This is a genomic window from Gilliamella sp. B2717 (genome assembly GCF_026536675.1).
Taxonomy (GTDB): Bacteria; Pseudomonadota; Gammaproteobacteria; order Enterobacterales; family Orbaceae; genus Gilliamella; species Gilliamella apicola_I.
On sequence record NZ_JAFNNQ010000095.1, the window covers coordinates 30,752 to 56,017 of the forward strand.

Here is a 25,266-nt window from a genome sequence, read left to right on the forward strand (position 1 = left end):
AAGCGTAATAATGGCTGAAATCATGTTTTCTCCTGAAATTTTACTGACATTAAATCTGAATCAACACCGGTTTGTCGATCCTCGTCGAATAGCCTTACTTAAAGCGATTGAGCAAACAGGCTCATTAAGTCAGGCTGCAAAACAAGTCGGCATGAGTTACAAAACTGCATGGGATGCTATTAATGAAATGAATGCGTTAGCCCCGACTCCTTTTTTTATTACCTCAATTGGTGGCAAGAAGGGCGGTGGAACAAAGCTTAGTCCTTATGCAGTAAGATTTATTCAGCTTTATGAATTGCTAACGCAATTACAGCAAAATGCTTTTAATATATTGAGTGATGATAAAGTTCCACTCGATGATATTTTAAAAACGACAGCAAAGTTATCTTTGCAGACCAGTGCACGTAATCAGTTATATGGTAGTATTAAGCAATTAGAGATCAATGAGGTCGCTGGCTATATCACCGTTCTATTAAGCGATAATCAAACTGAATTGAAAGTTAATATTACCCAATCAAGCGTGCAACGATTAAAATTGAGTCCAAATAAAACTGTTATGTTACTCATTAAAGCCCCTGCCATTGAATTTAATCATCTCAATGAAAACTGTTTATCGGCAAAAGTGCTGCAAATTAAAAGCGATAAACATTGGAGTGAAATTGAATTATTATTGCCCTCTGGGCTTGCCATTTATGCGACCAAATTAACCCAAGAAATAGAAAAATTGGCAATAACTAAAGACAAGAAGATTATGCTGTCTATTGATCCACAGCACATTATTATCGCCACCTTAATATAATATTGAATAAATGGAGGTATCCATGTTACGAATTGAAAATGCGGTTTATAAGATCAGTGATTATCGTGTATTTGATATTGAATCTTTGACGCTCAACTCAGGCAGTAGTTTAGCGTGTATTGGTCGTAACGGCAGCGGTAAATCGGTTTTTGTGAAAGCTATCGCTGGAGAGTTACCCCTATTATCTGGTATAATTGTTAACCAATTTAAATCCATTGCCCATATCTCGTTTGAGCAACTGCAAAAATTGGTTGATGACGAATGGAAGCGAAATAATACAGATATGTTAAGTGAAGGTGAGCACGATACTGGATTAACGACTTCGCAAATTATTCAACAAGCCCATGCAAATGAATCTTTGTGTCATCAATTAGCGCAACAATTTGGTATTAGCGAACTTTTAAGCCGTCGATTTAAATATCTGTCAACTGGTGAAACTCGCAAAGCATTGATTTGTCGAACGTTAATGGTAAAACCCGATTTATTGATTTTAGATGAACCCTTTGACGGATTAGATGTGCAATCACGTGAAAACCTATCTCAAATCCTTGAGGGGTTAGTCAAACAAGGAATTACTATCATATTGGTTTTAAATCGATTTAATGATATTCCTCCTTTCATTGAAAATATTGGACTATTAGCCGATTGTCAACTCTTGAAAATGGGCAAAAAAGATACAATATTAAAGGATGAAACAATCCAGCAGCTGGTTAATTTGGAAAATCTGCCTGAGATGTCATTACCAGAAGCAGATGAATCACCTATTGAACTTGCCGATCACTTAGATCGTATCATTTTAAATAACGGCTATGTTTATTATGACGATAAAGCGGTGATTAATGGATTAACTTGGCAAGTTAAAGCGCATCAAAATTGGCAAATTATCGGGCCTAATGGTGCCGGTAAATCGACACTATTAAGTTTAATCACAGGCGATCATCCTCAAGGTTATAGCAATGATTTGACACTTTTTGGGCGTAAACGTGGCTCTGGTGAAACCATTTGGGACATAAAACGTCATATAGGCTATGTCAGCAGTAGCTTCCATTTAGACTATCGAGTGAGTACCAGCGTTAAAAATGTCCTTTTGTCCGGTTATTTTGATTCTGTTGGGGTTTATCAAACAGCGAGTGATAAACAAAATAAGCTAGCGGATAAATGGCTACAACTACTTGGTTTATATTCTCAGGCTAATAAACCGTTTCAATCGCTTTCTTGGGGGCAACAGCGCTTAGTTTTGATTGCCAGAGCATTGGTTAAACATCCTACATTATTAATATTGGATGAACCCTTACAAGGATTAGATTATTTAAATCGAGAATTAGTCAAACGTTGGATAGATTGCTTAATTGTTGATGGGCATACACAATTGTTATTTGTGTCTCATCATGCTGAAGATGCCCCTAAATGCATCACTCATCGATTAACTTTTGTACCTACAACTGATGTTAACTATCAATATAAGATTGAAGAGATTAATTAGTTTGTTAGTTTTTTGCTATTAAAAACTATTTAAAAATAGAAAAAAACAATTAAATAAAGGCGATTTAATCCCTAAATTTTTTGTTGAAATTTGAAAAAATTTTAAAAAGACTATACTTATGGAGTTATCCCCCAACCCTGTGGATAACTCTGTGAGTAGTTTATTCAAAACAGTAAAAAACTCAGTTTCTATAAGGTTTTGTATTGAACTGTTTAGATTGTAAGCGTAATGGAATGAAATTAATAATATCAATAAGTTATCATAAATCAAGTTGTCATTAGTAAGCGGCGATTAATTGAATTTATGTTAACTGAACAAAAAATATAACATTTTAAAAGGTCAAGCCCTTTTGGGGATAATTTTTATTAATAGGTAAAATTTTAGGTTACGACGTAATGAAAAAATTCAAATTGTGTTCCGATTTTAAACCTGCCGGCGACCAGCCAGAAGCGATTAAAAGGATTAATCAAAATCTTGATGACGGAATAGCACATCAAACATTATTAGGCGTGACTGGCTCAGGTAAAACGTTTACGATGGCAAATGTCATTGCTAAACATAATCGCCCAACGATTATTTTAGCGCCAAATAAAACACTTGCTGCACAGTTATATGGCGAGATGAAAGCTTTTTTTCCTGAAAATGCTGTTGAGTACTTTGTTTCTTACTATGATTATTACCAGCCAGAATCTTATGTACCTTCAACCGATACATTTATTGAAAAAGATGCATCGATTAATGAACATATTGAACAAATGCGACTTTCGGCAACAAAATCTTTATTGGAACGTCGTGATGTCGTCATAGTCGCTTCGGTATCAGCGATTTATGGCTTAGGTGCGCCAGAAACTTACATGTCAATGATTTTGCATTTAACTAAAGGTACGATTACCGATCAGCGCTCGATATTAACCCGTTTGGCTGAATTACAATATACGCGTAATGACCTTGGATTTAGTCGTGGTACTTTCCGAGTTCGTGGTGATGTCATCGATATTTTTCCGGCTGATTCGGACGAACTTGCAGTACGGGTAGAACTATTTGATGATGAAGTCGATCGAATTACATTATTCGACCCATTGACAGGTAATAGCGTTAATGAAGTATCACGTATTACTATCTATCCTAAAACCCACTATGTTACACCAAGAAACATTATGGAAAATGCGATTGCTCAAATTAAGCTCGAACTTAAAGAGCGTCAGAAAGTACTACTTGATAATCAACGACTGTTAGAAGAACAACGTTTAACGCAACGTACGTTATTTGATATTGAGATGATGACCGAATTAGGCTACTGCTCGGGTATCGAAAACTATTCACGGTTTTTATCACAGCGCAAACCGGGCGATCCGCCGGCAACGTTATTTGATTATCTACCGGCTGACGGATTATTGTTTATTGATGAATCCCATGTTGCTATTCCCCAACTAGGTGCAATGTATAATGGCGACCGTTCACGTAAACTTAATTTGGTTGAATATGGTTTTCGTTTGCCGTCAGCGTTGGACAACCGTCCATTGAAATTTTCTGAATTTGAAAATATTATGCCGCAAACAATTTATGTATCGGCAACACCGGCAAAATATGAAATCGAAAAATCGGGTGGCGAAATCATCGAACAAGTGGTTAGACCAACAGGCTTGCTAGATCCTATTATTGAAATAAGACCGGTGGCAACGCAAGTTGATGACTTGCTTTCGGAAATTAAAATCCGCATGCAAAATGAAGAGCGGGTATTAGTTACCACCTTAACCAAAAAAATGGCAGAAAATCTAACCGATTATTTATCGGAGCATAATGTGAAAGTGAAGTATTTGCATTCTGATATTAATACGGTTGAACGCATGGAGATTATTCGGGATTTACGGTTAGGCAAGGTAGATGTGCTTGTTGGAATTAACTTATTACGTGAGGGATTAGATATTCCTGAAGTCTCGCTTATTGCGATTTTAGATGCTGACCGAGAGGGCTTTTTACGTTCTGAAAGTTCTTTAATTCAGACAGTAGGACGTGCCGCGCGTAATGTAAATGGTAAAGCGATTTTGTATGCTGATAAAATTACGCCAGCAATGCAAAAAACCATTGATGAAACCGCTCGACGTCGAAAAAAACAGGAAGATTTTAATACGGCACATGGCATTACACCAAAATCAGTACGTAAAGAGATTAAAGATATTTTAGAAGCAGGATTAAGCACTAAAAAATCAACGGCGAAAGTCCAAGCTTTTGAACCAGGTAAACCGTATCATTATGTCTCTGTCAAAGAGGTTCAAGCCAGAGTGAAAGAGCTTGAAGCAATGATGTATGAAGCAGCACAAAATCTTGAATTTGAAAAAGCAGGTGTGTTGCGTGATGAAATAAAAAAATTACGTGCAGATTTTATTAAGGTTTCTTAATTAATCATCTTATAAGGAATAAATGATGACAATAACACGAATTGATCCAGCAGATCGTTGGTCTGAAGCGGTAATACACAATGATGTAATTTATTATACCAGTGTACCGACTAATTTAATCAATGATGCTTATGCACAAACTAAAAGTGCACTGGCTGAAATAGATAATATGTTAGCCAGAGCAAATAGTGATAAAACACAGCTTTTAGATGTCACCATTTTTCTTGCCAACAAAAGTGATTTTACCGCAATGAATAAAGCATGGGATGAATGGGTAGCAAAAGGTAGTGCGCCCGTTCGTTGTACGGTACATTGTGCGCTGATGGTAGAAGCGTATCTGGTTGAAATAAAAGTTATTGCTGCGGTTAAAGCGCAAATTAAAATTGATGCACATGCTACCTTTGTTATGTAGGCAAGGGTGGCATTGTGTATATCCTTAACGATCCTTTTTATCCCCATTCATAAAATTTTAGTGTATACTTTATCTACTTAATCTTTTAAATATTCATACAATTTTCTATGCGTATTCAACCTAAAATTGCTATTGTTATGGGCTCCAAAAGTGATTGGGCAACGATGCAACATGCTGCTGACGTGCTCGATATACTCAGTCTTCCTTATCATGTTGAAGTCGTATCTGCTCATCGTACTCCAGATAAACTGTTTCAATTTGCTCAGGACGCTAAGCAAAAGGGCATTGATGTGATTATTGCTGGTGCTGGCGGTGCAGCTCACTTACCGGGTATGTTAGCGGCTAAAACACTTGTTCCTGTGCTGGGTGTACCCGTTCAAACCGCGGCTTTAAGTGGGGTAGATAGTCTTTATTCAATTGTGCAAATGCCTAAAGGTATTCCTGTTGGTACGCTAGCGATTGGTAAAGCTGGGGCAGCAAATGCTGCTTTACTTGCTGCGCAAATTCTTGCCCTGCATGATGCCGATATTTTCCAACGATTATCCCTTTGGCGATTAAGCCAAACAGATGATGTCCTTAATCATCCCGATCCGCGAGTTGAAGATTAACATGACAATGAAAACGGTGTGTGTACTTGGAAACGGGCAATTAGGACGAATGTTAAGACAAGCGGGGGAGCCTTTAGGGATAAAAGTCTATCCTGTTGGCATAGATGTTGAACCCGATTCAATTCCTTATCAACAGTCGGTGATTACTGCTGAAATTGAACGTTGGCCTGATACGCCTTTTACCAAGCTTTTAGCTAACCATCCTCAATTTGTTAATCGCCATGTATTCCCTATTATTGCCGATCGTTTAACGCAAAAACAGTTACTCGATGGACTTGGTCTACCAACAGCGAAATGGCATTCACTTGAACATCAACAACAGTGGTCAAATCTGTTTGCTCAGTTAGGACAACGTTTGATTGTCAAACGTCGAACAGGCGGATATGACGGTCGTGGTCAATGGCGGATTAACGATGAAAATAACGTCAATATACCCGATGAAGTTTATGGACATGCGATCGTTGAGCAAACCATTAAATTTGAAAAAGAAGTTTCACTAATTGGGGCTCGTAATGCTAATGGGGAAAAAGTTTTTTATCCATTGACTAACAATTTACATCAAGACGGTATTCTAAAAATGAGTGTTGTCTTACCCGATGAATACAAAACATTACAGTCAAAAGCTGAACACATGTTATCGGCTATTATGGATAAACTAAATTATGTGGGTGTCATGGCGATGGAGTGTTTTGTGATGGGTAATGATTTGCTCATTAACGAACTGGCGCCTCGTGTGCATAATAGTGGGCATTGGACACAAAATGGTGCTTCAATTAGTCAATTTGAACTGCATTTAAGGGCTTTATTAGGATTGCCACTACCTAAGCCAGATGTCTTTACCCCTTCAATTATGATGAATTTAATCGGTACAGAACTCAATAAAAAATGGTTATCGATAGATTTAGTGCATCTGCATTGGTACGAAAAAGAAGTTCGAGTTGGGCGTAAAGTAGGGCATATCAATTTAACACATGATAATCCAGATAAATTAAAGCAATCTTTAGCTAGTTTGATATCGTTATTACCAGTGGAATATCAATCGGCTATTGAATGGGCGAAACAGAAATTATAACAATATTGATACAAGGGATTGAGCATGATCGAATTTAATAAAAAAATTAATTATCAACGTAACGAAAGAAATAAACAAGAAAAAATAACCGATCCCTACTCTATTATTGGTTGTTTTGAAAGCGATCGAGGAAGGATCCTTAACTCTGCTGCGATTCGCCGTTTACAGCAAAAAACGCAAGTTTTTCCATTAGAGCGTAATTCTGTTGTCAGAACGCGCTTAACCCACTCAATGGAAGTACAACAAGTAGGGCGTTATATTGTTAAAGAGATCATTCATCGTCTTAGCAACGCCGGAAAACTGGCACAATTGGGATTAGAACAAGTTATTATGCCTATTGAAAGTTTGGTTGAAATGGCTTGTTTAATGCATGATATTGGTAATCCTCCTTTTGGACACTTTGGTGAAAAAGCAATTAACCAATGGTTTGGCTCACGATTAAAAATTCATGCATCATCTTATTATCCTGTGCTTGAAATACAAAAAACGGATAATACTGAGCTTCAGGAGTTGAAAAGTAAAATTCGTCAAGACTTATGCAATTTTGAAGGTAATGCACAAGCCATACGATTAGTTCATACCATTTTGCGATTAAATCTTACTTATTCGCAAATTGCATCAATATTAAAATATTCCAAACCTGCCTATTGGTTGCGTGAAGTTCCTGTTAAATTCTCCTATTTGATGAAAAAGGCGGGTTATTACTTATCTGAAGAGCCTTTTATCAAAGAGTTATCTGAACAACTTGATATTAAACCTTTTCACCGTTATCCACTCACTTATATTATGGAAGCAGCAGATGATATTTCTTACTGTATTGCCGATCTTGAAGATGCGGTAGAAAAAAAATTATTTTCTGTACAACAACTTTATGAATATTTAAAGGACGCTTGGGGACCAATCAAATCAGGTGATCTTTTTGATAAAGTTGTTAAGCGTTCATATGAAAATCTAAGACAAAATCAATTTAATGCGATAGCTATTGGGCAATTTTTCATGTATTTACGTGTTAACACTATCACAAAACTCGTCCCTCATGCTGCTGAACGTTTTATTGAAAATATCGAGGAGATATACCATGGTTCATTTAATAATGCGCTCTTAGAAGGTAACGGGGCTGAATATAAATTATTAAATATCTTTAAAACGGTTGGGGTCAAATATGTTTTTAATCATGAATCTGTTGAAAATATTGAATTACAAGGTCACCGAATTATCAGTGGATTGTTAGATATCTATAGTCCTTTACTCGATATGCCAACCCATGATTTTTTAAAATTAGTAAAAGACGATAATCACAAAGAATACCCGATTGAAACACGGCTTTATCATAAACTTTCCGCTAAACATCGGGATGCTTATCAACAAGCTATTAAGAATAAAGATGAAACGAAAGAGACTTTTCAAAGTTGGGAGTTCTATTATCGTTGTCGTTTGTTGCAAGATTATATTAGCGGCATGACTGATCACTTTGCTTTTGATGAATACCGCAAGTTAATGGTGACCTTCTAATTAAATTAATGAATAGATTAAAAGGCACTACAAAAACGCAATAGCACCAGATTAGTGCATCAAACGCTATCGAGTTAAATTTTCTTGATAACCCAATAGAGCTTATCAGCTCAATCATTTGTTATACAATTCATGTTTTATACCTGCATGATAACGCTTCATCATTGCTTATCTAAAATCACAACAAATTAATCTTAATCAAAGCTGGCATAACCTTTGCATTATGTTGATTACCCATAGTAAAAGATGAGGAGTTACATAGATGAAATTAGTGACTGTTGTGATTAAACCTTTCAAATTAGAAGAGGTCAGAGAATCACTTTCAAATATTGGTATCACTGGATTAACTGTTACAGAAGTAAAAGGGTTTGGGCGGCAAAAAGGTCATGCCGAACTTTATCGGGGTGCAGAATACACTGTTAATTTTTTACCTAAAGTGAAAATAGAGTTAGCGATCAGTGACGATCAACTCGACGAAGCTATTACCACAATTTGTCAGGCAGCTTATACCGGCAAAATTGGCGACGGAAAAATTTTTGTTACGCCATTGATGCACGTTGTTCGGATCCGAACGGGTGAAACCGATGAGTTAGCACTATAAATAGGGATAATATTATGTTAAAAAAATTAAGTTTAGTGTTTGGATTATTGGTTTCTGGTTCAGTATTGGCAAATGAAGTTCCTATTGCTAATAAAGCGGATAATGGTTTTATGATGATTTGTACTGCACTGGTACTATTTATGTCCGTACCGGGTATCGCACTCTTTTATGGTGGATTATTACGTTCTAAAAACGTGTTATCCATGTTGTCACAAGTATTGGTTACTTTTTCATTAATCACCGTGCTTTGGATAACGTATGGCTATACCTTATCCTTTGGTCAAGGAAATTGGTTTTTTGGTAACTTCGACCATTTTTTATTAATTGGCGTGAAGATAACGGACTTCTCGGGAACGATTTATGAGCTGATTTGGATCGCTTTTCAAGGCTCTTTTGCCTGTATAACCTGCTGTTTAATACTGGGGGCTTTTGCGGAACGTATTCGTTTTTCAGCAGTATTAATTTTTATGGTAATTTGGTTTACATTCGCCTATATACCGATGGCTCATATGGTTTGGGGCGGGGGTATATTAGGGGATGAAGGGTCATTAGATTTTGCTGGTGGTACGGTGGTTCATATTAATGCTTCAGTTGCCGGATTAATTGGCGCCTATCTGCTTAAAAACCGTATCGGTTATAATCGTGAGCCCTTAAAACCTTTCAATTTACCTTATGTGTACTTAGGGGCAGCAATTCTTTATATTGGCTGGTTTGGTTTTAATGCGGGATCGGCAACACAAGCCGATGAGATTGCCAGCTTGGCTTTTATTAATACGGTCGCAGCAACGGCAGCCGCCGTTTTAGCGTGGACCATTGCCGAATGGGTATTGCGAGGTAAACCATCATGTTTAGGCGCTGCTTCAGGGGTTATTGCTGGATTAGTTGGCATAACGCCAGCCGCTGGATTTGTCGGCGTTGGTGGCGCAATGTTAATTGGTTTGATTTGTGGTTTTGCCGGTGTTTGGGGCGTATCTTCTCTTAAAAAAAGGTTAAAAATTGATGACACCTGTGATGTGTTTGGAGTACATGGCGTCTGTGGTATTGTAGGTTGTCTGCTAACAGGTATATTTACAGCAGAATCGTTAGGCGGCATTGGTTATGCCCAAGGCATGAATATGCTAAGCCAATTAGGTATCCAATTATTGAGTGTGATTACCTGTGTTGTTTGGACAGCTATTATCGCATTGATTGGTTATAAAATTGCCGATTTGTCAGTTGGATTACGTGTATCAGAAGAGCATGAACGTGAAGGATTAGATATTAACAGCCATGGTGAAAGTGCCTTTAACAGTTAGCACTGATAAATATTAGTATTTGTTCTAACAAACCTATTAAATAAATTACAGGGCTTATACCCTGTAATTTATTAGACCTAGTATTAATTATTGTTAAAACTATTTTTTAATCATCCCAAAGCATAATGGCATTATCTTCAGTTAAGATTAAAGGTGGAGCAAACAAATGTTCTTTTATTTGTGTTGGGATCACATCAACATCACTTAGATCAAGTTCAACATCTGGGTATACTTTAGCCATCTCTTTCAATCGAGTACCAAGTAATTCCTTTACTTTATTGGACTCTTTAGCCAAAGCTATCTCATCTTTTAACATACCGATTTGTTTCTCATGGTGTTCGGATTCAAATATTTCCCCAAATATAAATGAAAACTCTTTATTTTTACGAAAAGTATTTTTTTCGTTGTACTCTTTTTCTTTATACTCAGTATGATGTAATTTAAGCTCCTTAATACGTAATGCAATGATTTCATCTACGCAATCCGGATAATTTAGTTTAGAGTCTAAATAGCTTAAAGTATTTTGTTTTGTTACTGATTCACTGTTTTGTACTAAGGTAAATAATGGTTTTTTATGTGTCTTCATTCTATAACTTCCTTTCTATTTCAGGACAATAATATAACAATGTGTCGGACAATGAAAAAAACGATTGTTACTTGTTTTCTTAAGATACTTCTTGTTACGGTGCTACATCAGTATAAAATAACTAACTTCCAGTTTTTTTGTAATTTCCTTATAACAAGTCGATTAAATGCTATTCAACAATTAATAAATCAAGTTAAAAAATTATTATTTACTTTATTTTTACAAGACGAAAATTAAAATTTAATGCCTCCTGTCATTACTAATACACTTTATAATGGATAAAACTAACTAAGAACTTAACACTAATTTCGAATAAAAATACCAATAAAATTACCAATTCTGTTCGGCTAACTCGTTTTCATATCACTCTTTAAATCAAATTTAGCTTGATCTCCATAATGAGAAAATATCGACATAGGTATAAGCTTTCCTAAGAAAATAACTATATTGTTAAGCAAATAATTACTTAAACTGTCGAGATGATAGTGTTTTTCTGGAAATAATGTTGTGTTCGATATGATAATTTTATTTGGCTTAATAATTCCTTTTGTTACAGCCGCTTTTGGAGATGATTTCTCGTGATAAGAAGTACTTCTTAGTAGTTGTTGATCACATTCCATTACGCCTATTTTTGTTAATACTTGAAAAAATAATTTTTGAGTTAAAACGGTTATTCTTCGTTTAGACCAAGAAAATATTGCCAATTTAACAAAACTAATCACTAAATGGTGGCTTAGTAGACGTTTTTCAAGGTCTTGAAACATCATAATCCTATTCCTCTATATTATTTTATTGATTTAAAAAATAAAAATGTAGAAACAAGTATAACAAATCAAACTATTAAGGTTAAAAAAGTATAGAAATTGTTCATTGCAATAAAGATTGTGGAGGAATATGTTTAAATTAAACATAAAAAATGGATAAGACATTTTGCTAGACGCATTTAAATTTAATATTTACTCGATCTTATTCACTCTCACATTCTTATTAAAATATTAGGATGACTACATAGCAGTAACTTAAATTAACGGCTAAGTTGTCTAACCAATATTGACTACAACAAACTCATTACATTCATCTCAATTTTATCGACCACCATTCTTTTAAGCCGGTTTAACTCACTAAATAGGCTAATCAGACCAGATGAATGAATAACAATTCACGACAAAAACTTCAATCTACGTTATACTAATGATTAATTTAGTAAAAATTATAAATTTTGAATTAAAAATGCCGTCTTTTTAAGCTGTTAAATACTGTTATTATTAGATGTTTTTGATTAATATTTGACAAATGATAAATAAACAACTTAACATGAACTGGATTCATCTAAAAAAGTAATTTAAAACCAGCAAGTCCTTCTTTTCAATACTTGTCCTACATATTATTGTTTGTAAATGTAAAGATGAAAGTTGAAAAACAGCTAACTGAAGTTTGACCGTCGAAGTACAGGAGAATTACAGATGTATGATGAAAATAAATATTTGGCACAAAGCCGTATCGTTAATCGTTATCAATTAGCTAAACTACATACTTTTGAATCAGCAGCTCGCCATTTATCATTCGCTTTAGCCGCAGAAGAGCTTTGTATTAGCCCAAGTGCTGTCAGTCATCAAATCAATAAATTAGAAGATGAGCTAGGTTTTAAGTTATTTCAGCGTTTTCATCGTCGTATTGAATTGACTTATAATGGCAAAAATCTTTTTAGTGCAGTAAAAAATTCGCTTCGTAATTTGAATCAAGAAATTCTGGAAATAACGAATCAAGAGGCAGCTGGAACATTAACGGTCTATGCAAAACCGTCATTTACTCAATGTTGGTTAGTCCCTAAACTTGCTGAATTTACTCGGCAGTATCCGTATATCAGTTTGAATATTTTGTCCGGTAATGAAGTGAGTAATTTTAATCGTCATCATATTGACCTTGCCATCTATTTTGATGCGCTACGCTATGAAGAAGTTCGTTATGACCATTTGATGAATGAAACCATTATTCCAGTCTGTAGCCACGCTTATGCGCTTAAACAGGATTTATATGGTAATGTGGATAAATTGACCAATTGTACTTTATTGCATGACGGACAAGCTTGGGGACATGACTCCAACTTAGAAGAGTGGAAGTCATGGGCAAATAATTTTTCATTACCTTTTGAACTTAATGATATCCCCAAAATCATCTTTGATCGTTCTGATTTAGCTATTATTGCGGCTATTAACCATACCGGTATTGCCATGGGACGAAAACAGTTAATTAGTAAATATTTGGAAACGAAAGAGTTGGTTATGCCTTTTCCTGATATGGAATTATTATGTAAACAGCGTTATTACATTTTAAGACCACAAACCAAATATAATCCGAAAGCGGATATTTTTATTAAGTGGCTTAAACGTTATGTTTAAGCCTTGATATCAGAATTTGTATATATGCGAATTAGTCTTATTCGTAAATTATAACGCCGTTATGAGCCTTTCTTAAGGTTTTTCAGATTTAACACTGCAATGGCTGATAGAATAATGATGACGCCGATCCATTGCGTTAACAAGACAGATTCTTTCAAATAGAAATAAGAACAGGTTACGGCTATCGGAAGCTCAGCTGCCGATAATATCGCACTAAATGAAATGCCAATTTTTGGCATACCAACCGAAAATAAAAAGGGCGGTAAAACGGTTCCTAATAACGCCAATAAGAATCCTAATACATAAAGTGGGTCTGAAATACTGTATTTAAAAAAGAATAACGGTGGAAAAATTAAAAACGTAATAATACATGCACCCGTTATCATTAAGGCACTTTTTTCAAGCTTTGGTAAATCGTTACCTACATTACTACTGGTAGTGATAAAAAGGGAATACATTAAAGCGGCTAAAAATCCAAATAAACAGCCTGAAAAATTTAAATGAATGTCTTGATTAAGAACGCCTGCTGCTAAGCAACTACCGATGATGATAATGCCTACTGTCAAAAGTTGAACGCTACTGGGTTTATTTTTAAATATGACAAAATCAATAATGATACTGATCCATAAATATTGCATCAGTAGAATAATGGCTATTGATGCCGGAACTAATTGAACACACTGATAGTAGCAGATACCAACTAAGCCGGGAAAAATTCCAACAGCACACACTTTCCATTTTGGGGTAGAAGGAGAATGTTTAACAGGGGTTGCTTTGGGTTTATCTAAGCTTTTAACGATTAGGTGACTGCCCCATAGTATCAGCATACCCAAAAAACATTGCACACCGGTAACTTCACCTAATGTATATCCAGCTTGATAAGCGGTTTTTACAATAGAAGAGAGGACACCAAAACTACATGCCCCTAAAAAAACTAGAAAACTGCCTAAAAATTTTTCTTTCATATTTGAATCTCAATACTTTTGTAACAAAAAACTTCATCGATAATTTTCGATGTAAAACATAATCACAGGGGGATTAGCCCTGTCGTTTATTCAAGTTCATTAAATGAGTGATGATAATGAATACGAACTGATTCGATTTAGAAGATAAACATGTTGTTATAATCCATTATATGAGTTGACTATCCTATTGTTTAATTTGTTTATTGCTTATATGGTCATCATGAAAACTAAAGTAAAACACGATAGCTAAAATGAGTGCATAAGACGCAAAAATTAACCATATTGCTTGCCAATCTTTTACATTATTATGGGTACATATATCGACAACTAAACCACTGATAATTGAACCTAAATAAGCCCCGACACCGTTTACCATAGTCATAAATAAACCTTGTGCGCTGGCTCGTATACTTGCATTAACCTCTTTTTCAAGAAAAATTGAACCGGAAATATTAAAGAAATCAAATGCACAACCATAAACAATCATGGATAACATGAGTAAAACAAAACCAAATGGTGTTGGATCACCAAATGCAAATAGTCCGAATCTTAAAGTCCAAGCGATTAAGCTTATCATTATGACCTTTTTTATCCCCAATTTTTTGAGAAAAAATGGGATAGTTAAGATAAAGGCAACCTCTGCCATTTGTGAAACTGAAGATAAAATAGCCGGGTACTGTGTAATTAGACTATTTTCAAATTGCGGAATCTTATTAAAATCACGCAAAAAGGTGGTACCAAAAGTATTGGTTATTTGCAAAATAGCGCCTACTAATACCGAAAATAAAAAAAACACCGCCATTGTCAGTTTTTTAAAAAGTACAAATGCGTCTAATCCTAATCGAGAATGCCATGACTGTTTTATTTTTTTATGAATCGTTATTTTAGGTAGTGTCGAACTGTAAATGACAAGTATGATTGATGCGATACTGGCTACATAGAGTTGTGCATGACTCTGTTCTAATTTAAGTAGGCTTATTATCCACATTGCAATAATAAAGCCTACGGTACCAAAAACCCTTATTTTAGGAAAAGCTTTTAATGAATCAATATTATTGTTGTCTAAACAGTGATAACTGATCGAATTCGATAAAGCGATAGTGGGCATAAATGCTAAAGCATTCGCTAACATTACCCAAAATAATGGATTAGGTTGAGTGATTGATGCTGCATAAAAAAGTGCAATGGCACAGATTGTATGACATAGCATGAAAAGGTATTTAGGTTGTAAAAATTTATCTGCAATAATGCCGATAATGCATGGCATGATTAATGCGGCAAGTCCCTTTGAACTAAACACTAATCCTATCTCAGTCCCTGAAAAATGGAGAGTATGACTCATATAAGAGCCAAAGGTAACCAGCCAGCTTCCCCAAATAAAGTATTGGAAAAACAACATTATTTTCAATCTATTGCTTATGTTCATTACAGATACCTACAAAGTAAACCCTTAATACAACATCAACACAATAAAACAGTGATTAAAAGCGTGCTATCGTTTTAGTAATTAATTGTAAAAACGTTGATTTTACACGTTCTGCTGTTTCAATCACTTCTTCATGCCCTAATGGTTGATCCAAAATACCACAAGCCATATTCGTTAAACAGGATATGCCTATCGTTTTAATTCCCGAATGATGAGCAATAATGGCTTCAGGCACAGTGGACATACCGACTGCATCGGCACCTAATACCCGAATCATTCTAATTTCTGCTGGCGTTTCATAAGTTGGCCCTGTCCACCAAGCATAAACGCCTTGGCGTAAGGTAATATTAAGTTCTTTGGCAACGTCTAAAACGGTTGCTCGTAATTGTTTATTATAAAGTTCACTGACATCTAAAAAACGTACACCTAGTTCATCGTTGTTCGGACCAATTAAAGGATTATTTGCCGTCAAATTAATATGATCAGTAATCAGCATCAAATCACCAGGATTAAAATTGGTATTCACTGCACCACAAGCATTGGTAATAATCAGTTTTTCAACGCCCAGCATTTTCATGACTCGCACCGGAAAGGTCACTTGATCTAACGAAAATCCTTCGTAGTAATGAAAACGTCCTTTCATGGCAACTACTGTTTTATCGCCGCATTGACCAATAACTAACTCATTAGAATGTCCCACAGCAGCTGATTTTGCAAAATGAGGGATTGTGTCATAAGGAATATGGATTGCATCTTCAAGCGTATCGGCAAAAGGGCCTAATCCTGAACCTAATATAATACCAATAGTTGGTTTTTTATTGGTTTTTTGTTGAATATAGCTGACCGCTTGTTGAATATCAGATGTTTGATGCATGGATGTATCCTTAAATTGTCTGTAGATGTTTGTAAGAATAAATTTTGATGAAGCTAATTCATCTTTTCAAGATTAATGTATTATTAATAAATTCATTTTGAGAATGTGTGATGGCGTTGTTATTTTTGGCACATTCTTAAAATCGCCGTAGTATGTCATATCTAAAAAAATAATTAATCATCTTTTTTTTAAAACGCGAAAAAGATCACATAAAAATTTATCGTTAAACTCGCATTGTTCACCTTTTAACGTATTCGGTGACTAGCTGAATAAATCACACCTTTATCATTTTTGAAAAAACCGATTAAGGTAAGATTACTTTTCTTGGCCATATCGACTGCCATCGAGGTTGCAGCGGATACTGCCATCAATATTTCAATTCCACAATGAATGGTTTTTTGTACCATTTCATAACTGGCTCGACTTGAAACAACAATAACACCTTGAGGAAAATTCGGATTTTTTTTAAGTTGTGTCGCTCGAAAGCCTAACAATTTATCCAATGCGACATGTCGACCTATATCTTCGAAACCAGCAATAAAATTACCTGCTAAATCAAGTAATATTGCAGCATGCGTACAACCCGTTTGTTCACCAACAGTTTGAACACGTTTTAATGCTGACAATGCTTGATTAAAATAGGATAACTCAATGAAATGAGTGGATGACAAGGTAGGCAAGATGTTACAGACTTGTTCAATCTGTTCCGTGCCACAAATACCGCAACCTGTTCGACCTGTTAAGTTCCGGCGCTTTTGTTTAAGCTCAAAAAATCGCCGTGATGATAGCTCAATGTGCACTTCAAAACCATTTGTCACTTTGATAATGTCAATGCTGTAGATGTCATCTAGGGATTGAATAATTCCTTCTGTTAATGAAAAGCCGATAGCAAAATAGTCAAGGTCTTTAGGGGTTGCCATCATGACAACATGTGAAATACCGTTATATACCAATGCAACAGGGGTTTCTATAGCTAAAACATCATGTTCTGAATGGATGGGTTGATTACTGTTAAATTTTTCAACGGTAATATGTTCTAAACCGATTGTCATAGACTTTCTCTGGCTATCTGTCTTTTATAAAACGTTATGGCTAAGTGATTAGCTATTATACGCTATCTGGATTTGTTGAAAATAGGGTATTAGCATACTTAAAAATAGTTGTAAGATAATTCATAATGCACTTATAACTTAACGCTAATACTTACTTATTATGATAAAATAGGTCACCATAATCAATTGAAAATTTGTGATGCAATTATGTCATTAAATGAAATTACACACACCATAATGCAATTTATTGAAAATCATCAAATCTGGGCTTTGCCCATTATATTTTTATTAGCATTTGGTGAATCGCTTGCCATTATTTCTTTAGTGGTTCCAGCAACGGCTATATTATTAGGTGTAGGTGCATTAATTGGAACAGGTACACTCTCTTTTTTACCGGTATTGATTGCTGCTTCGCTAGGAGCCATTTTGGGTGATTTAATTTCATATTGGTTAGGTAAACATTATCATCATCAAGTTATCCATTCTTGGCCACTTAAAAAGTATCCTAAATTGGTTTTTCGAGCAGAGCAATTTTTTCAACGTTATGGCGCGTTAGGGGTTTTTATCGGGCGTTTTTTTGGTCCGTTAAGAGCCGTAGTGCCGTTAGTTGCTGGCGCAATGCATATGCCAACAACTAAGTTTAATTTAGCTAACATCACCTCAGCACCGATATGGGCATTTGTTCTGTTAGCGCCAGGCGCCTTCGGCGTGCCTTGGTTAGAGACTCTTTTTGGTTAAATGGTTCCTACAGTATAACTACGACGCCCACTTTTGCGACCCAGTGCCTCTAAATTGGTTTGTAATGGTGGAAAAGGGAGTGTCAGACCGTTTTCACGGTAGGCTTCAAGGATTAATTTATGGATTGCACTTCGTAACACCATGCGATGTCCCATTTCAGCAGCAAAAACACGCAGTTCAAATAATTGAATACCTTCTTGAATATCCACTAAAAAAACTTGCGGTTCAGGGTCTTTAAGCACATATTCACATTTATCCGAGGCTTTTTGAAGTAATTCAATAACCAGATCACTATTGGCATCAATTGTAGCCGGTATAGTGAGTACAATTCGTGTAATAGAATCTGACAATGACCAGTTAACGAGTTGTTCGGTGATAAATGCTTTATTCGGCATCACAATCTCTTTTCGATCCCAATCAACAATAGTGATGGCTCGAGTGTTAATTTTGGTGATATTACCAGTCAGATCCCTGATTGTTACGGTATCGCCTATTCGGACTGGTTTTTCGAAAAGAATGATTAATCCCGAAATGAAATTTGCAAATATTTCTTGTAAACCAAAACCTAAACCAACACCAAGTGCCGCTATAAGCCATTGTATTTTCGACCAATCTATCCCAATAAATGAAAAGGCCATCATGGAGCCAATCATTAAAATGATATATTTTGATAAGGTTGATATTGCATAACTCGTGCCCGGTGCTAAATCTAAGTGTTGCAATATTCCCAATTCCAGTAAGGCAGGTAGATTTTTAACTAATTGGACGGTAATTGTCATCACCAAAATAGCAATACATACCGCGCCTAAAGTAATATATTGTTCAACTTCGGTACCATTGATGATCGTGGTAGTTCCCCAAAGTTTGATATTATTCATAAATGCGAATGCTGAATGTAATTCAGACCAAAGTAAAATCATACTAATTAAAGCAATTAACATGATGATAGAACGCACAAGTTGTAAAGATTGTGCACTAATCACATCTAAATCGATAACAGGCTCATCAACGTTGTCAGCCAGATCTTCTTCGGGTGTTTTAGCGCGTTGCAGACGTTCAAGACGGCGTTGTTTAGTTCGTTCAAATTCGATACGCCGTTTTTGTATCCACATCCAGCGACGAATCATAAAATAGATAACGAGAAGTCCACACCAAATCACGACCGATGCTTCAAGACGACCTAATAAAACTTGTGCCGTTGATAGATAACCCAAACAAGCAGCAATAATGGCAAGCCATGGCGCACTAAGAAGTATTAGCCAAACGATACGGCTTAATAAATTTTCGCCCGATCCTTTTTTATCAATATAAAGTGGAACGCCTGCTCGGTGGATAGAGTTAGTCATAAACACTAACGCAAAGCAAAGAATGATAAACGCAATACGCCCAATGGTTGCGGCAAATTGACGATTACTGAACTGATCAAAGCTCATGACAACCATTACCAATGGTATGACAAGCCATACCGATAATTGATAATATTTCATGGCTGCACGGACTTTTTTAGATGACCAACCAAAATGACTAATAAACAAGCCGTTTTGTGATGCCAGATGTGCCGTGATGATAAATACCCATAAAATTGGAGCAGCAGCATTAACACCGTATCCTAACGCAACGGCAACAGGATAATCCCAGTTGAGTTGTAATGCATAGCCAAAGACTGCCCATAAAATAGGAACCGGTAAAGCCATAATTAAAGAATATATGACAACTTCTAAAGTTAATGAAAAGTTATCTTGCGTTACTTTACCCACACGGGAGGCAGATTTATTCAAAAATGCGTAATATTTTTTACGCATTTTAAAATGCACAACGACAAATAATATCGATAAAATCAGTAAAAAAAGCGTTTTCGGGGTCGTCAGTATTTGGATTCCCGCTTTATATAATTGTGAAAGCGAGTCGATCGAAAAAATAACATAATTGACGTCTTTAGCTAATTGTAACGGAAAACTCAATGATACGGGATTTACATCAGCAACCCAGAAGAAATATCGATGAGCAGCATCATTCACTTCGTCAATAGCATTAATTAATTGCTTATTGGCAATTTTTAATTTGGTTAATTCTAAAATCGTGGTATCTGTACCTGCGATTAACGTCTTAAGTAACTCGCTTTGTTCACGTAATAGACGGCGATATTGCGAGCCTTGTTTTCCAGCGTTAATTTGATTAGATAAATTTGGATAATTATCCAAATTTTTAAGAACATTACTGTAATTAAGTTGTTGAACTTTTGCTTTGGCTATTTCTGCGTCGAGCGCTAAAGATTTTGGTTTTTCAGGTAAACGTAATAATTGTTGACGTAATGTTTCACCTAATGCTGTTGAAAAGCTTAGCCACTCCCCTTGTTCATCGAGAGTAGCTAGGGTATTTTGAACATGAGAGATTTGCGTTGATATATTTGTCTGTTCGTTAATTATACTGGTTAAATGAATCTTTTGGCTTTCCATATTTTGGCGAAGATCTTCATTAGTCTCGTTGAGTTTATCAACGATTTCAGTAAGTTGTTGAACATCATCAATAGTCGTTATTTTTTCTTCAGCGAATAGGGTTGAAGAAAAAACCATTAATAACAAATACAATAATCCACGCATCCACATATTGTTAAATCCTTTCAGCTAATTTTTGACCTACACGTGTTACATCCCCAACTTTAAGATCGTTTGAAAATTCAATCGCATTTGAAGCAAATAATGTAATAACGGTTGAACCTAATTTGAAACATCCCATGTCTTGACCTTTGCTGAGTTTAATTTCATCAGAATATGTCCAACGTTTCATGATTCCTTCACGTGGTGGTGTGATTATTCCAGCCCAATCTACTTCAATACTTCCGACGATCGTAGCCCCGACTAATATTTGTGCCATTGGCCCCAATTCTGTTTCAAAAAGGCATATAACACGTTCATTACGCGCAAAAATATTCGGAATGCTTTCTGTTGTGGCTTTACTGACTGAAAAAAGTGAACCAGGCACATAGATCATCTCGCGCAATGTACCGTCACATGGCATATGGAAACGGTGGTAATTTTTGGGCGATAGATAGGTGGTGGCATAAGATCCATTTTGGAAGTACTTAATCATATCTGGATGACAAGCAACCAAAGATTCGAGTGAATAAAAATGTCCTTTTGCTTGTAATAATTGGCTATCTTGAATTGTACCAAATTGGCTTAACATGCCGTCGGCGGGCATGATAATTGAATTTTCAGCCGTATCAATTTCGCGAGCATCTTCTTTTAATTCCCGCGCAAAAAAATCATTAAATGTTTTATAGTCTGTAGCATTAGTGAACTTTGCTTCACTTAAGTCGACTCGATATAACTTACAAAAGCCTTTAATCATCCATGTTGTGACTTTTCCCAACTGTTTTTTGGCTAACCATCCAAAGATAATTGTTAAAAACTGTTTTGGAAGAAGATACTGAATAATTGCTTTAAGCTGATTTAACATAAGTCACTCTCAAATTATTGTAAAAATAGGTCATTATAACAATAATTATTATGAAAGTATAAAACGAACTAAAACCAAAACTGAAGCCTTATTGTTTATTCGCTTTATTATGAGTAATAAAATGATCGTTTTTGCGTGGATTAAGAAAACATATTTGAACTTAACCAGACGTTTTATTTAAAGCCTCAAGCAGGATGAGCTATTACGCATTTAAATAAAAATTTGCTAATGAATGTTGATGGATGCTGGGGTAAATTCGCTGTCAATTTAAAACAGTTATTGATGAAATAGTTAAAAGTTAAAAGGTTAAAATATTCATGTTAATTTAGTTGATGCTTTTAAAAAATGCCTTTTTTTGCGTTCATCATTTAGTTAAAAAAATGACTGTAATTTTTATTATAAATTCAATTGCAACCTCATTTTGACATGCGTCAATATAAACAACTTATCTTTTCTAAAATGATTTTTGGGAATTATTGTGATTATCTAAATTAAATAATTGTTAATGAATTAACATAATCTATACATAAATAAATAATTATTTACAATCATTAGAGTTTGATATTAAATTCTATTTATAAAAAAAGTAAATATTTTTTTATAGCATATAAAATTTGGATATTAAGTTGTCATTACTGATTCATTTTTCTCAATATCAATTAAATTTTTTATTTGAGTTGAAAATATCATGTAAATAAAAATAGGTAATGTAGTATTCAGTGCAAAGTAAAAAATATATATCAATCAGTTGGTTATAGTTTTAAGGGGTAAGTTGAAAAAAAACATAAAGAATTTAAGTGTTATGACCGATATATAAATAAGCTTAAGGCAAGATGGAAATTTTGTGTTTTACACAAAATTAATTGATGGGATTAAATGAGAGTTGTTTTAAATATGGATCAAAAATATAGATTAAAGTGGAATGTTGCACTACAACGTTGGATTATGACTTCGGAAGTATTACGACATGGAAAATCAAAATTTAAAAAAATATTAGTATTAACAGCATTAATGGGCGCTCCCTATATTTCTTATGCTGATTGTTATGCCGGTAACAAAGCGTATGCTAACCAAGGTTCAACATGTGAATTTTCAAACGGTGATTACTACGGAACTAATTTATCACGCATTGAAGGTGAAAATACAACAGCAATATTTACCGCTGATAAGGTAAAAATGATAAGCCCTTCTTATTCAAGTAATCACACGCTAGCGATAGGTGGCGGTAATGGCGGACCTCAAGTAGAAGGCGGGACAACAATATTTAATGGTGATTTGGAAATTATTACCGGTAATAAAGTTTCTCGTGGTATTTATATGTACAATAAGGGTACCCTTTTAATTAAAGGTGATTTAACGATAACTAAAAAAACCCCTACTGGTGCACCACTGGAAGTTGTAAAAGATAACAATGTGGTAACGGTCAATGGTGTTGCAACGTTTAACACTGATGGAGCAGATGCGATACGTAATGGTGGAAACATTACCTTTAATAATGATTTAATCATTAATAACAGTCAAGTCAGTGGTATTGGAATCAGTCTAGGCAACAAGGATGGAAATGAAAAATATTCTGGTAATCTAACATTAAATAAAAATACGACAATTACTACTGCAGGAAAGGGTATCCATTTATGGTACGGAACCTTAACAAATAATGGAATTATCACCTTAAATTCAAATAATGATGTGTCAATAGTCCATGCAGCTGTCATGGGTGATGATACGACAACATTTAACAATAATGGAACACTTAGAGCTGATCCTGCTTCGACATCAATTGAACATATGTTTATTCATGAAGGAACAGGAACGTTTATTGTGAATAATAGCAATAATGGGGATCTTTCTTTTGATAAAGGTTCATTATTTAAAAATATCACACCAGGTACAATTAATATTAATAATGCAGGTAAACTTAGCGGAACAATGGATGCTAATGTAGGTATTATAAATCTTGATAATAGTGGTCAATGGTATATTAATGGCGACTCAAATTTAAATAATGTCATAAATTCAGGTCTCATTTCATTTGCTCATAAATCGCCAACTGAATTTCATATTATGGATGTGAAGGGTGATTATGTTGGAAAAAAAGGTATCGTGAAAATGCGTACTGTATGGGGAGCTACTGATAATGAAAGCGATAAAAATATTCAATCTGATACAATAAAAATTGCCGGTTCAGCTAAAGGGCATACCGTTGTTGTTCCTGTTTCTAATGATGGTAAAGAGAATATTATTGATGGTGATATAAAATCAATCACTAAAGCCATAAATACAACGCCTGTCATTTATGTTGCCGAAAGTAATAACGAAAAAGCCTTTAGTGGCACAGCAAAAACGAATGGCGTTGTTGAGTTTCAGTTAGCCAAACGCACAACAGAGAGTGGCGATGAATACTTTTGGACTATGGCAGCTAATTCGAAATCAGGCAAAGATGCTCAAAATGCTAAATTTGATAAGTTAATTTACGCAAATCCAGTGTCAGGTTATACATTGATGCCTCGTGTCAATTTAGAACAAGGGTATTCTAGTATAGCCAGCTTCAGAGAACGTCGAGGTGACATAACTTGTTATGATTGTAGTGAAATTAATGGAAATCATTCTTGGGGACGTTTTTTTGGGAAACATCATAAACAAGATGGTAAACAACGTTTAAATCTTGATACAAATATTTATGGTTTACAAATTGGTCATGATTTTTTTGTTAAACAGACAGATAGTCAAGATGTTATGATGTTAGGTGCTTATTTTGCCTATAGTAATGCCAATACTGATTTTTCAGATAAATATCATGCAAAAGATGGCGTTATCACACATGATAAAGAAACAGGTAATGGTAAATCAGAAAGCTTTAGTTTTGGCTTAACGAACACTTACTATACCCAAGGTGGGAGTTACTTAGATTTAGTAGGTCAATTATCTTATTTAACTAACAAATATCATGCTAAAAATAGCCATAATCCAGATAGTCAACATGGTTGGGCTGCTGCTGTTTCTGCTGAAGTTGGGCACGCTATTTCAGTGTTTGATAAAAATTGGTCAATAGAACCACAAGCACAATTGATTTACCAACATATCAATTTAAGTCACTTTAAAGATGGTATTCGTCATGTTGATCAAAATGGACAAGACGGTTTACGTAGTCGTTTAGGCTTAAAGTTATCCTATCATGATGATAACCAATTTAGTCAACGCAAATCTTTTTATGTTATTGGAAATTTATGGCATGATTTCGTGAATCCAGAAAAAACCAATATCGGTCGTAATCATATCAACGAAAAGTTTGCACGAACTTGGGGAGAAATGGGTATCGGTATGCAGTTACCTATAGTGACCAACATGAATCTGTATAGTGATGTTCGATATGAACATAACTTTGGTAGTACTCATCGTCAAGGTCTATCAGGGAATGTTGGAATGATGATCCGTTGGTAGTATGGAATATTAACGATTAATAATAAAAAGGATCGTACATCATTGGTTTTATAATGTTGTACGATCCAGTAAAGTAAAATTTAAAACGATTTAACACCGCTAAATTTGTCTTCTATCCTTCATATCCTAAACAACAGTATAAATA

Annotated in this window: 20 protein-coding genes; 12 read left to right on the forward strand and 8 right to left on the reverse strand. The window is 35.0% G+C overall.

The genetic code is table 11. The features are described from left to right. The first annotated feature begins 10 nt into the window (after positions 1-10). The 9 genes from J3U35_RS10310 (at position 11) to amtB (ending at position 10,181) form a co-directional block, all read left to right on the forward strand. Positions 11-799: a TOBE domain-containing protein gene (locus tag J3U35_RS10310; RefSeq protein WP_267361187.1), complete on the forward strand. Its 789-nt coding sequence runs from the start codon at positions 11-13 to the stop codon at positions 797-799. Positions 800-809: 10 nt separating this feature from the next. Then, positions 810-2,282, forward strand: coding sequence for a molybdate ABC transporter ATP-binding protein ModF (gene modF / locus J3U35_RS10315; RefSeq protein WP_416380698.1), 1,473 nt, complete (start codon positions 810-812; stop codon positions 2,280-2,282). Positions 2,283-2,677: 395 nt separating this feature from the next. Continuing rightward, positions 2,678-4,681, forward strand: coding sequence for an excinuclease ABC subunit UvrB (gene uvrB, locus J3U35_RS10320; RefSeq protein ID WP_220216767.1), 2,004 nt, complete (start codon positions 2,678-2,680; stop codon positions 4,679-4,681). A 25-nt stretch (positions 4,682-4,706) separates the two neighbouring features. After that, the gene (locus tag J3U35_RS10325; RefSeq protein ID WP_416380701.1) at positions 4,707-5,093 is read left to right on the forward strand and encodes a RidA family protein; all 387 of its coding nucleotides are present in this window, start codon (positions 4,707-4,709) and stop codon (positions 5,091-5,093) included. 107 nt (positions 5,094-5,200) lie between these two features. After that, positions 5,201-5,701, forward strand: coding sequence for a 5-(carboxyamino)imidazole ribonucleotide mutase (purE, locus tag J3U35_RS10330; protein ID WP_267361193.1), 501 nt, complete (start codon positions 5,201-5,203; stop codon positions 5,699-5,701). A gap of 7 nt (positions 5,702-5,708) precedes the next feature. Further along, positions 5,709-6,773, forward strand: coding sequence for a 5-(carboxyamino)imidazole ribonucleotide synthase (purK, locus tag J3U35_RS10335; protein WP_416380702.1), 1,065 nt, complete (start codon positions 5,709-5,711; stop codon positions 6,771-6,773). Between the two features lie 18 nt (positions 6,774-6,791). Next, the gene (gene dgt / locus J3U35_RS10340) at positions 6,792-8,285 is read left to right on the forward strand and encodes a dGTPase (RefSeq protein ID WP_416380699.1); all 1,494 of its coding nucleotides are present in this window, start codon (positions 6,792-6,794) and stop codon (positions 8,283-8,285) included. 262 nt (positions 8,286-8,547) lie between these two features. Next, positions 8,548-8,886 carry a P-II family nitrogen regulator gene (gene glnK, locus J3U35_RS10345; RefSeq protein WP_220216771.1) on the forward strand — a complete coding sequence of 113 codons (339 nt, stop codon included), beginning with the start codon at positions 8,548-8,550 and terminating at the stop codon, positions 8,884-8,886. Between the two features lie 14 nt (positions 8,887-8,900). Next, positions 8,901-10,181 (forward strand): ammonium transporter AmtB, encoded by a 1,281-nt coding sequence (gene amtB, locus J3U35_RS10350; protein WP_267361199.1) that lies wholly within the window; start codon positions 8,901-8,903, stop codon positions 10,179-10,181. Positions 10,182-10,287: 106 nt separating this feature from the next. On the opposite strand, the gene J3U35_RS10355 is transcribed toward amtB, so the two are convergent. After that, complete coding sequence (locus J3U35_RS10355) at positions 10,288-10,767, reverse strand: hypothetical protein (RefSeq protein WP_267351326.1); 480 nt, start codon at positions 10,765-10,767, stop codon at positions 10,288-10,290. A gap of 347 nt (positions 10,768-11,114) precedes the next feature. Next, the gene (locus J3U35_RS10360) at positions 11,115-11,534 is read right to left on the reverse strand and encodes a hypothetical protein (RefSeq protein WP_267361201.1); all 420 of its coding nucleotides are present in this window, start codon (positions 11,532-11,534) and stop codon (positions 11,115-11,117) included. 696 nt (positions 11,535-12,230) lie between these two features. Between J3U35_RS10360 and dsdC the strand changes: the two genes are divergently transcribed. Continuing rightward, the gene (gene dsdC / locus J3U35_RS10365; protein WP_267361203.1) at positions 12,231-13,166 is read left to right on the forward strand and encodes a DNA-binding transcriptional regulator DsdC; all 936 of its coding nucleotides are present in this window, start codon (positions 12,231-12,233) and stop codon (positions 13,164-13,166) included. Between the two features lie 59 nt (positions 13,167-13,225). Here the strand turns inward: dsdC and J3U35_RS10370 are convergent, their stop codons facing one another. From J3U35_RS10370 to fdhD, 4 genes are all read right to left on the reverse strand, one after another. Further along, positions 13,226-14,131 (reverse strand): EamA family transporter, encoded by a 906-nt coding sequence (locus tag J3U35_RS10370; RefSeq protein ID WP_267361205.1) that lies wholly within the window; start codon positions 14,129-14,131, stop codon positions 13,226-13,228. 184 nt (positions 14,132-14,315) lie between these two features. Beyond that, the gene (locus J3U35_RS10375; protein WP_267361207.1) at positions 14,316-15,557 is read right to left on the reverse strand and encodes a nucleoside permease; all 1,242 of its coding nucleotides are present in this window, start codon (positions 15,555-15,557) and stop codon (positions 14,316-14,318) included. 55 nt (positions 15,558-15,612) lie between these two features. Next, the gene (locus J3U35_RS10380) at positions 15,613-16,431 is read right to left on the reverse strand and encodes a purine-nucleoside phosphorylase (RefSeq protein WP_267361209.1); all 819 of its coding nucleotides are present in this window, start codon (positions 16,429-16,431) and stop codon (positions 15,613-15,615) included. A gap of 245 nt (positions 16,432-16,676) precedes the next feature. Then, the gene (gene fdhD / locus J3U35_RS10385; RefSeq protein ID WP_267361211.1) at positions 16,677-17,483 is read right to left on the reverse strand and encodes a formate dehydrogenase accessory sulfurtransferase FdhD; all 807 of its coding nucleotides are present in this window, start codon (positions 17,481-17,483) and stop codon (positions 16,677-16,679) included. Positions 17,484-17,690: 207 nt separating this feature from the next. On the opposite strand from fdhD, the gene J3U35_RS10390 reads away from it, so the two are divergent. Continuing rightward, a complete protein-coding gene (locus J3U35_RS10390; protein ID WP_267361213.1) occupies positions 17,691-18,221 on the forward strand; it encodes a DedA family protein in 531 nt (176 codons plus the stop codon). Here the strand turns inward: J3U35_RS10390 and mscM are convergent. After that, complete coding sequence (gene mscM, locus J3U35_RS10395; RefSeq protein ID WP_267361215.1) at positions 18,218-20,827, reverse strand: miniconductance mechanosensitive channel MscM; 2,610 nt, start codon at positions 20,825-20,827, stop codon at positions 18,218-18,220. The two genes, J3U35_RS10390 and mscM, sit on opposite strands and share 4 nt — an antisense overlap. Positions 20,828-20,831: 4 nt before the next feature. After that, positions 20,832-21,680: an archaetidylserine decarboxylase gene (gene asd / locus J3U35_RS10400; protein WP_267361217.1), complete on the reverse strand. Its 849-nt coding sequence runs from the start codon at positions 21,678-21,680 to the stop codon at positions 20,832-20,834. Positions 21,681-22,574: 894 nt separating this feature from the next. Between asd and J3U35_RS10405 the strand changes: the two genes are divergently transcribed. Beyond that, the gene (locus J3U35_RS10405) at positions 22,575-25,121 is read left to right on the forward strand and encodes an autotransporter outer membrane beta-barrel domain-containing protein (RefSeq protein WP_267361219.1); all 2,547 of its coding nucleotides are present in this window, start codon (positions 22,575-22,577) and stop codon (positions 25,119-25,121) included. The last annotated feature ends 145 nt before the right edge of the window (positions 25,122-25,266 follow it).

Excerpts from the sequence above, each read along its gene's own strand:
- J3U35_RS10405 (WP_267361219.1), top strand. The coding sequence starts at position 22,575 with ATGGATCAAAAATATAGATTAAAGTGGAATGTTGCACTACAACGTTGG.
- glnK (WP_220216771.1), top strand. The coding sequence starts at position 8,548 with ATGAAATTAGTGACTGTTGTGATTAAACCTTTCAAATTAGAAGAGGTC.
- modF (WP_416380698.1), top strand. The coding sequence starts at position 810 with ATGGAGGTATCCATGTTACGAATTGAAAATGCGGTTTATAAGATCAGT.
- J3U35_RS10375 (WP_267361207.1), bottom strand. The coding sequence starts at position 15,557 with ATGAACATAAGCAATAGATTGAAAATAATGTTGTTTTTCCAATACTTT.
- J3U35_RS10355 (WP_267351326.1), bottom strand. The coding sequence starts at position 10,767 with ATGAAGACACATAAAAAACCATTATTTACCTTAGTACAAAACAGTGAA.
- J3U35_RS10360 (WP_267361201.1), bottom strand. The coding sequence starts at position 11,534 with ATGATGTTTCAAGACCTTGAAAAACGTCTACTAAGCCACCATTTAGTG.
- purE (WP_267361193.1), top strand. The coding sequence starts at position 5,201 with ATGCGTATTCAACCTAAAATTGCTATTGTTATGGGCTCCAAAAGTGAT.
- J3U35_RS10370 (WP_267361205.1), bottom strand. The coding sequence starts at position 14,131 with ATGAAAGAAAAATTTTTAGGCAGTTTTCTAGTTTTTTTAGGGGCATGT.
- J3U35_RS10310 (WP_267361187.1), top strand. The coding sequence starts at position 11 with ATGGCTGAAATCATGTTTTCTCCTGAAATTTTACTGACATTAAATCTG.
- J3U35_RS10380 (WP_267361209.1), bottom strand. The coding sequence starts at position 16,431 with ATGCATCAAACATCTGATATTCAACAAGCGGTCAGCTATATTCAACAA.
- dsdC (WP_267361203.1), top strand. The coding sequence starts at position 12,231 with ATGTATGATGAAAATAAATATTTGGCACAAAGCCGTATCGTTAATCGT.
- amtB (WP_267361199.1), top strand. The coding sequence starts at position 8,901 with ATGTTAAAAAAATTAAGTTTAGTGTTTGGATTATTGGTTTCTGGTTCA.
- fdhD (WP_267361211.1), bottom strand. The coding sequence starts at position 17,483 with ATGACAATCGGTTTAGAACATATTACCGTTGAAAAATTTAACAGTAAT.
- purK (WP_416380702.1), top strand. The coding sequence starts at position 5,709 with ATGAAAACGGTGTGTGTACTTGGAAACGGGCAATTAGGACGAATGTTA.
- J3U35_RS10390 (WP_267361213.1), top strand. The coding sequence starts at position 17,691 with ATGTCATTAAATGAAATTACACACACCATAATGCAATTTATTGAAAAT.
- asd (WP_267361217.1), bottom strand. The coding sequence starts at position 21,680 with ATGTTAAATCAGCTTAAAGCAATTATTCAGTATCTTCTTCCAAAACAG.
- J3U35_RS10325 (WP_416380701.1), top strand. The coding sequence starts at position 4,707 with ATGACAATAACACGAATTGATCCAGCAGATCGTTGGTCTGAAGCGGTA.
- mscM (WP_267361215.1), bottom strand. The coding sequence starts at position 20,827 with ATGTGGATGCGTGGATTATTGTATTTGTTATTAATGGTTTTTTCTTCA.
- uvrB (WP_220216767.1), top strand. The coding sequence starts at position 2,678 with ATGAAAAAATTCAAATTGTGTTCCGATTTTAAACCTGCCGGCGACCAG.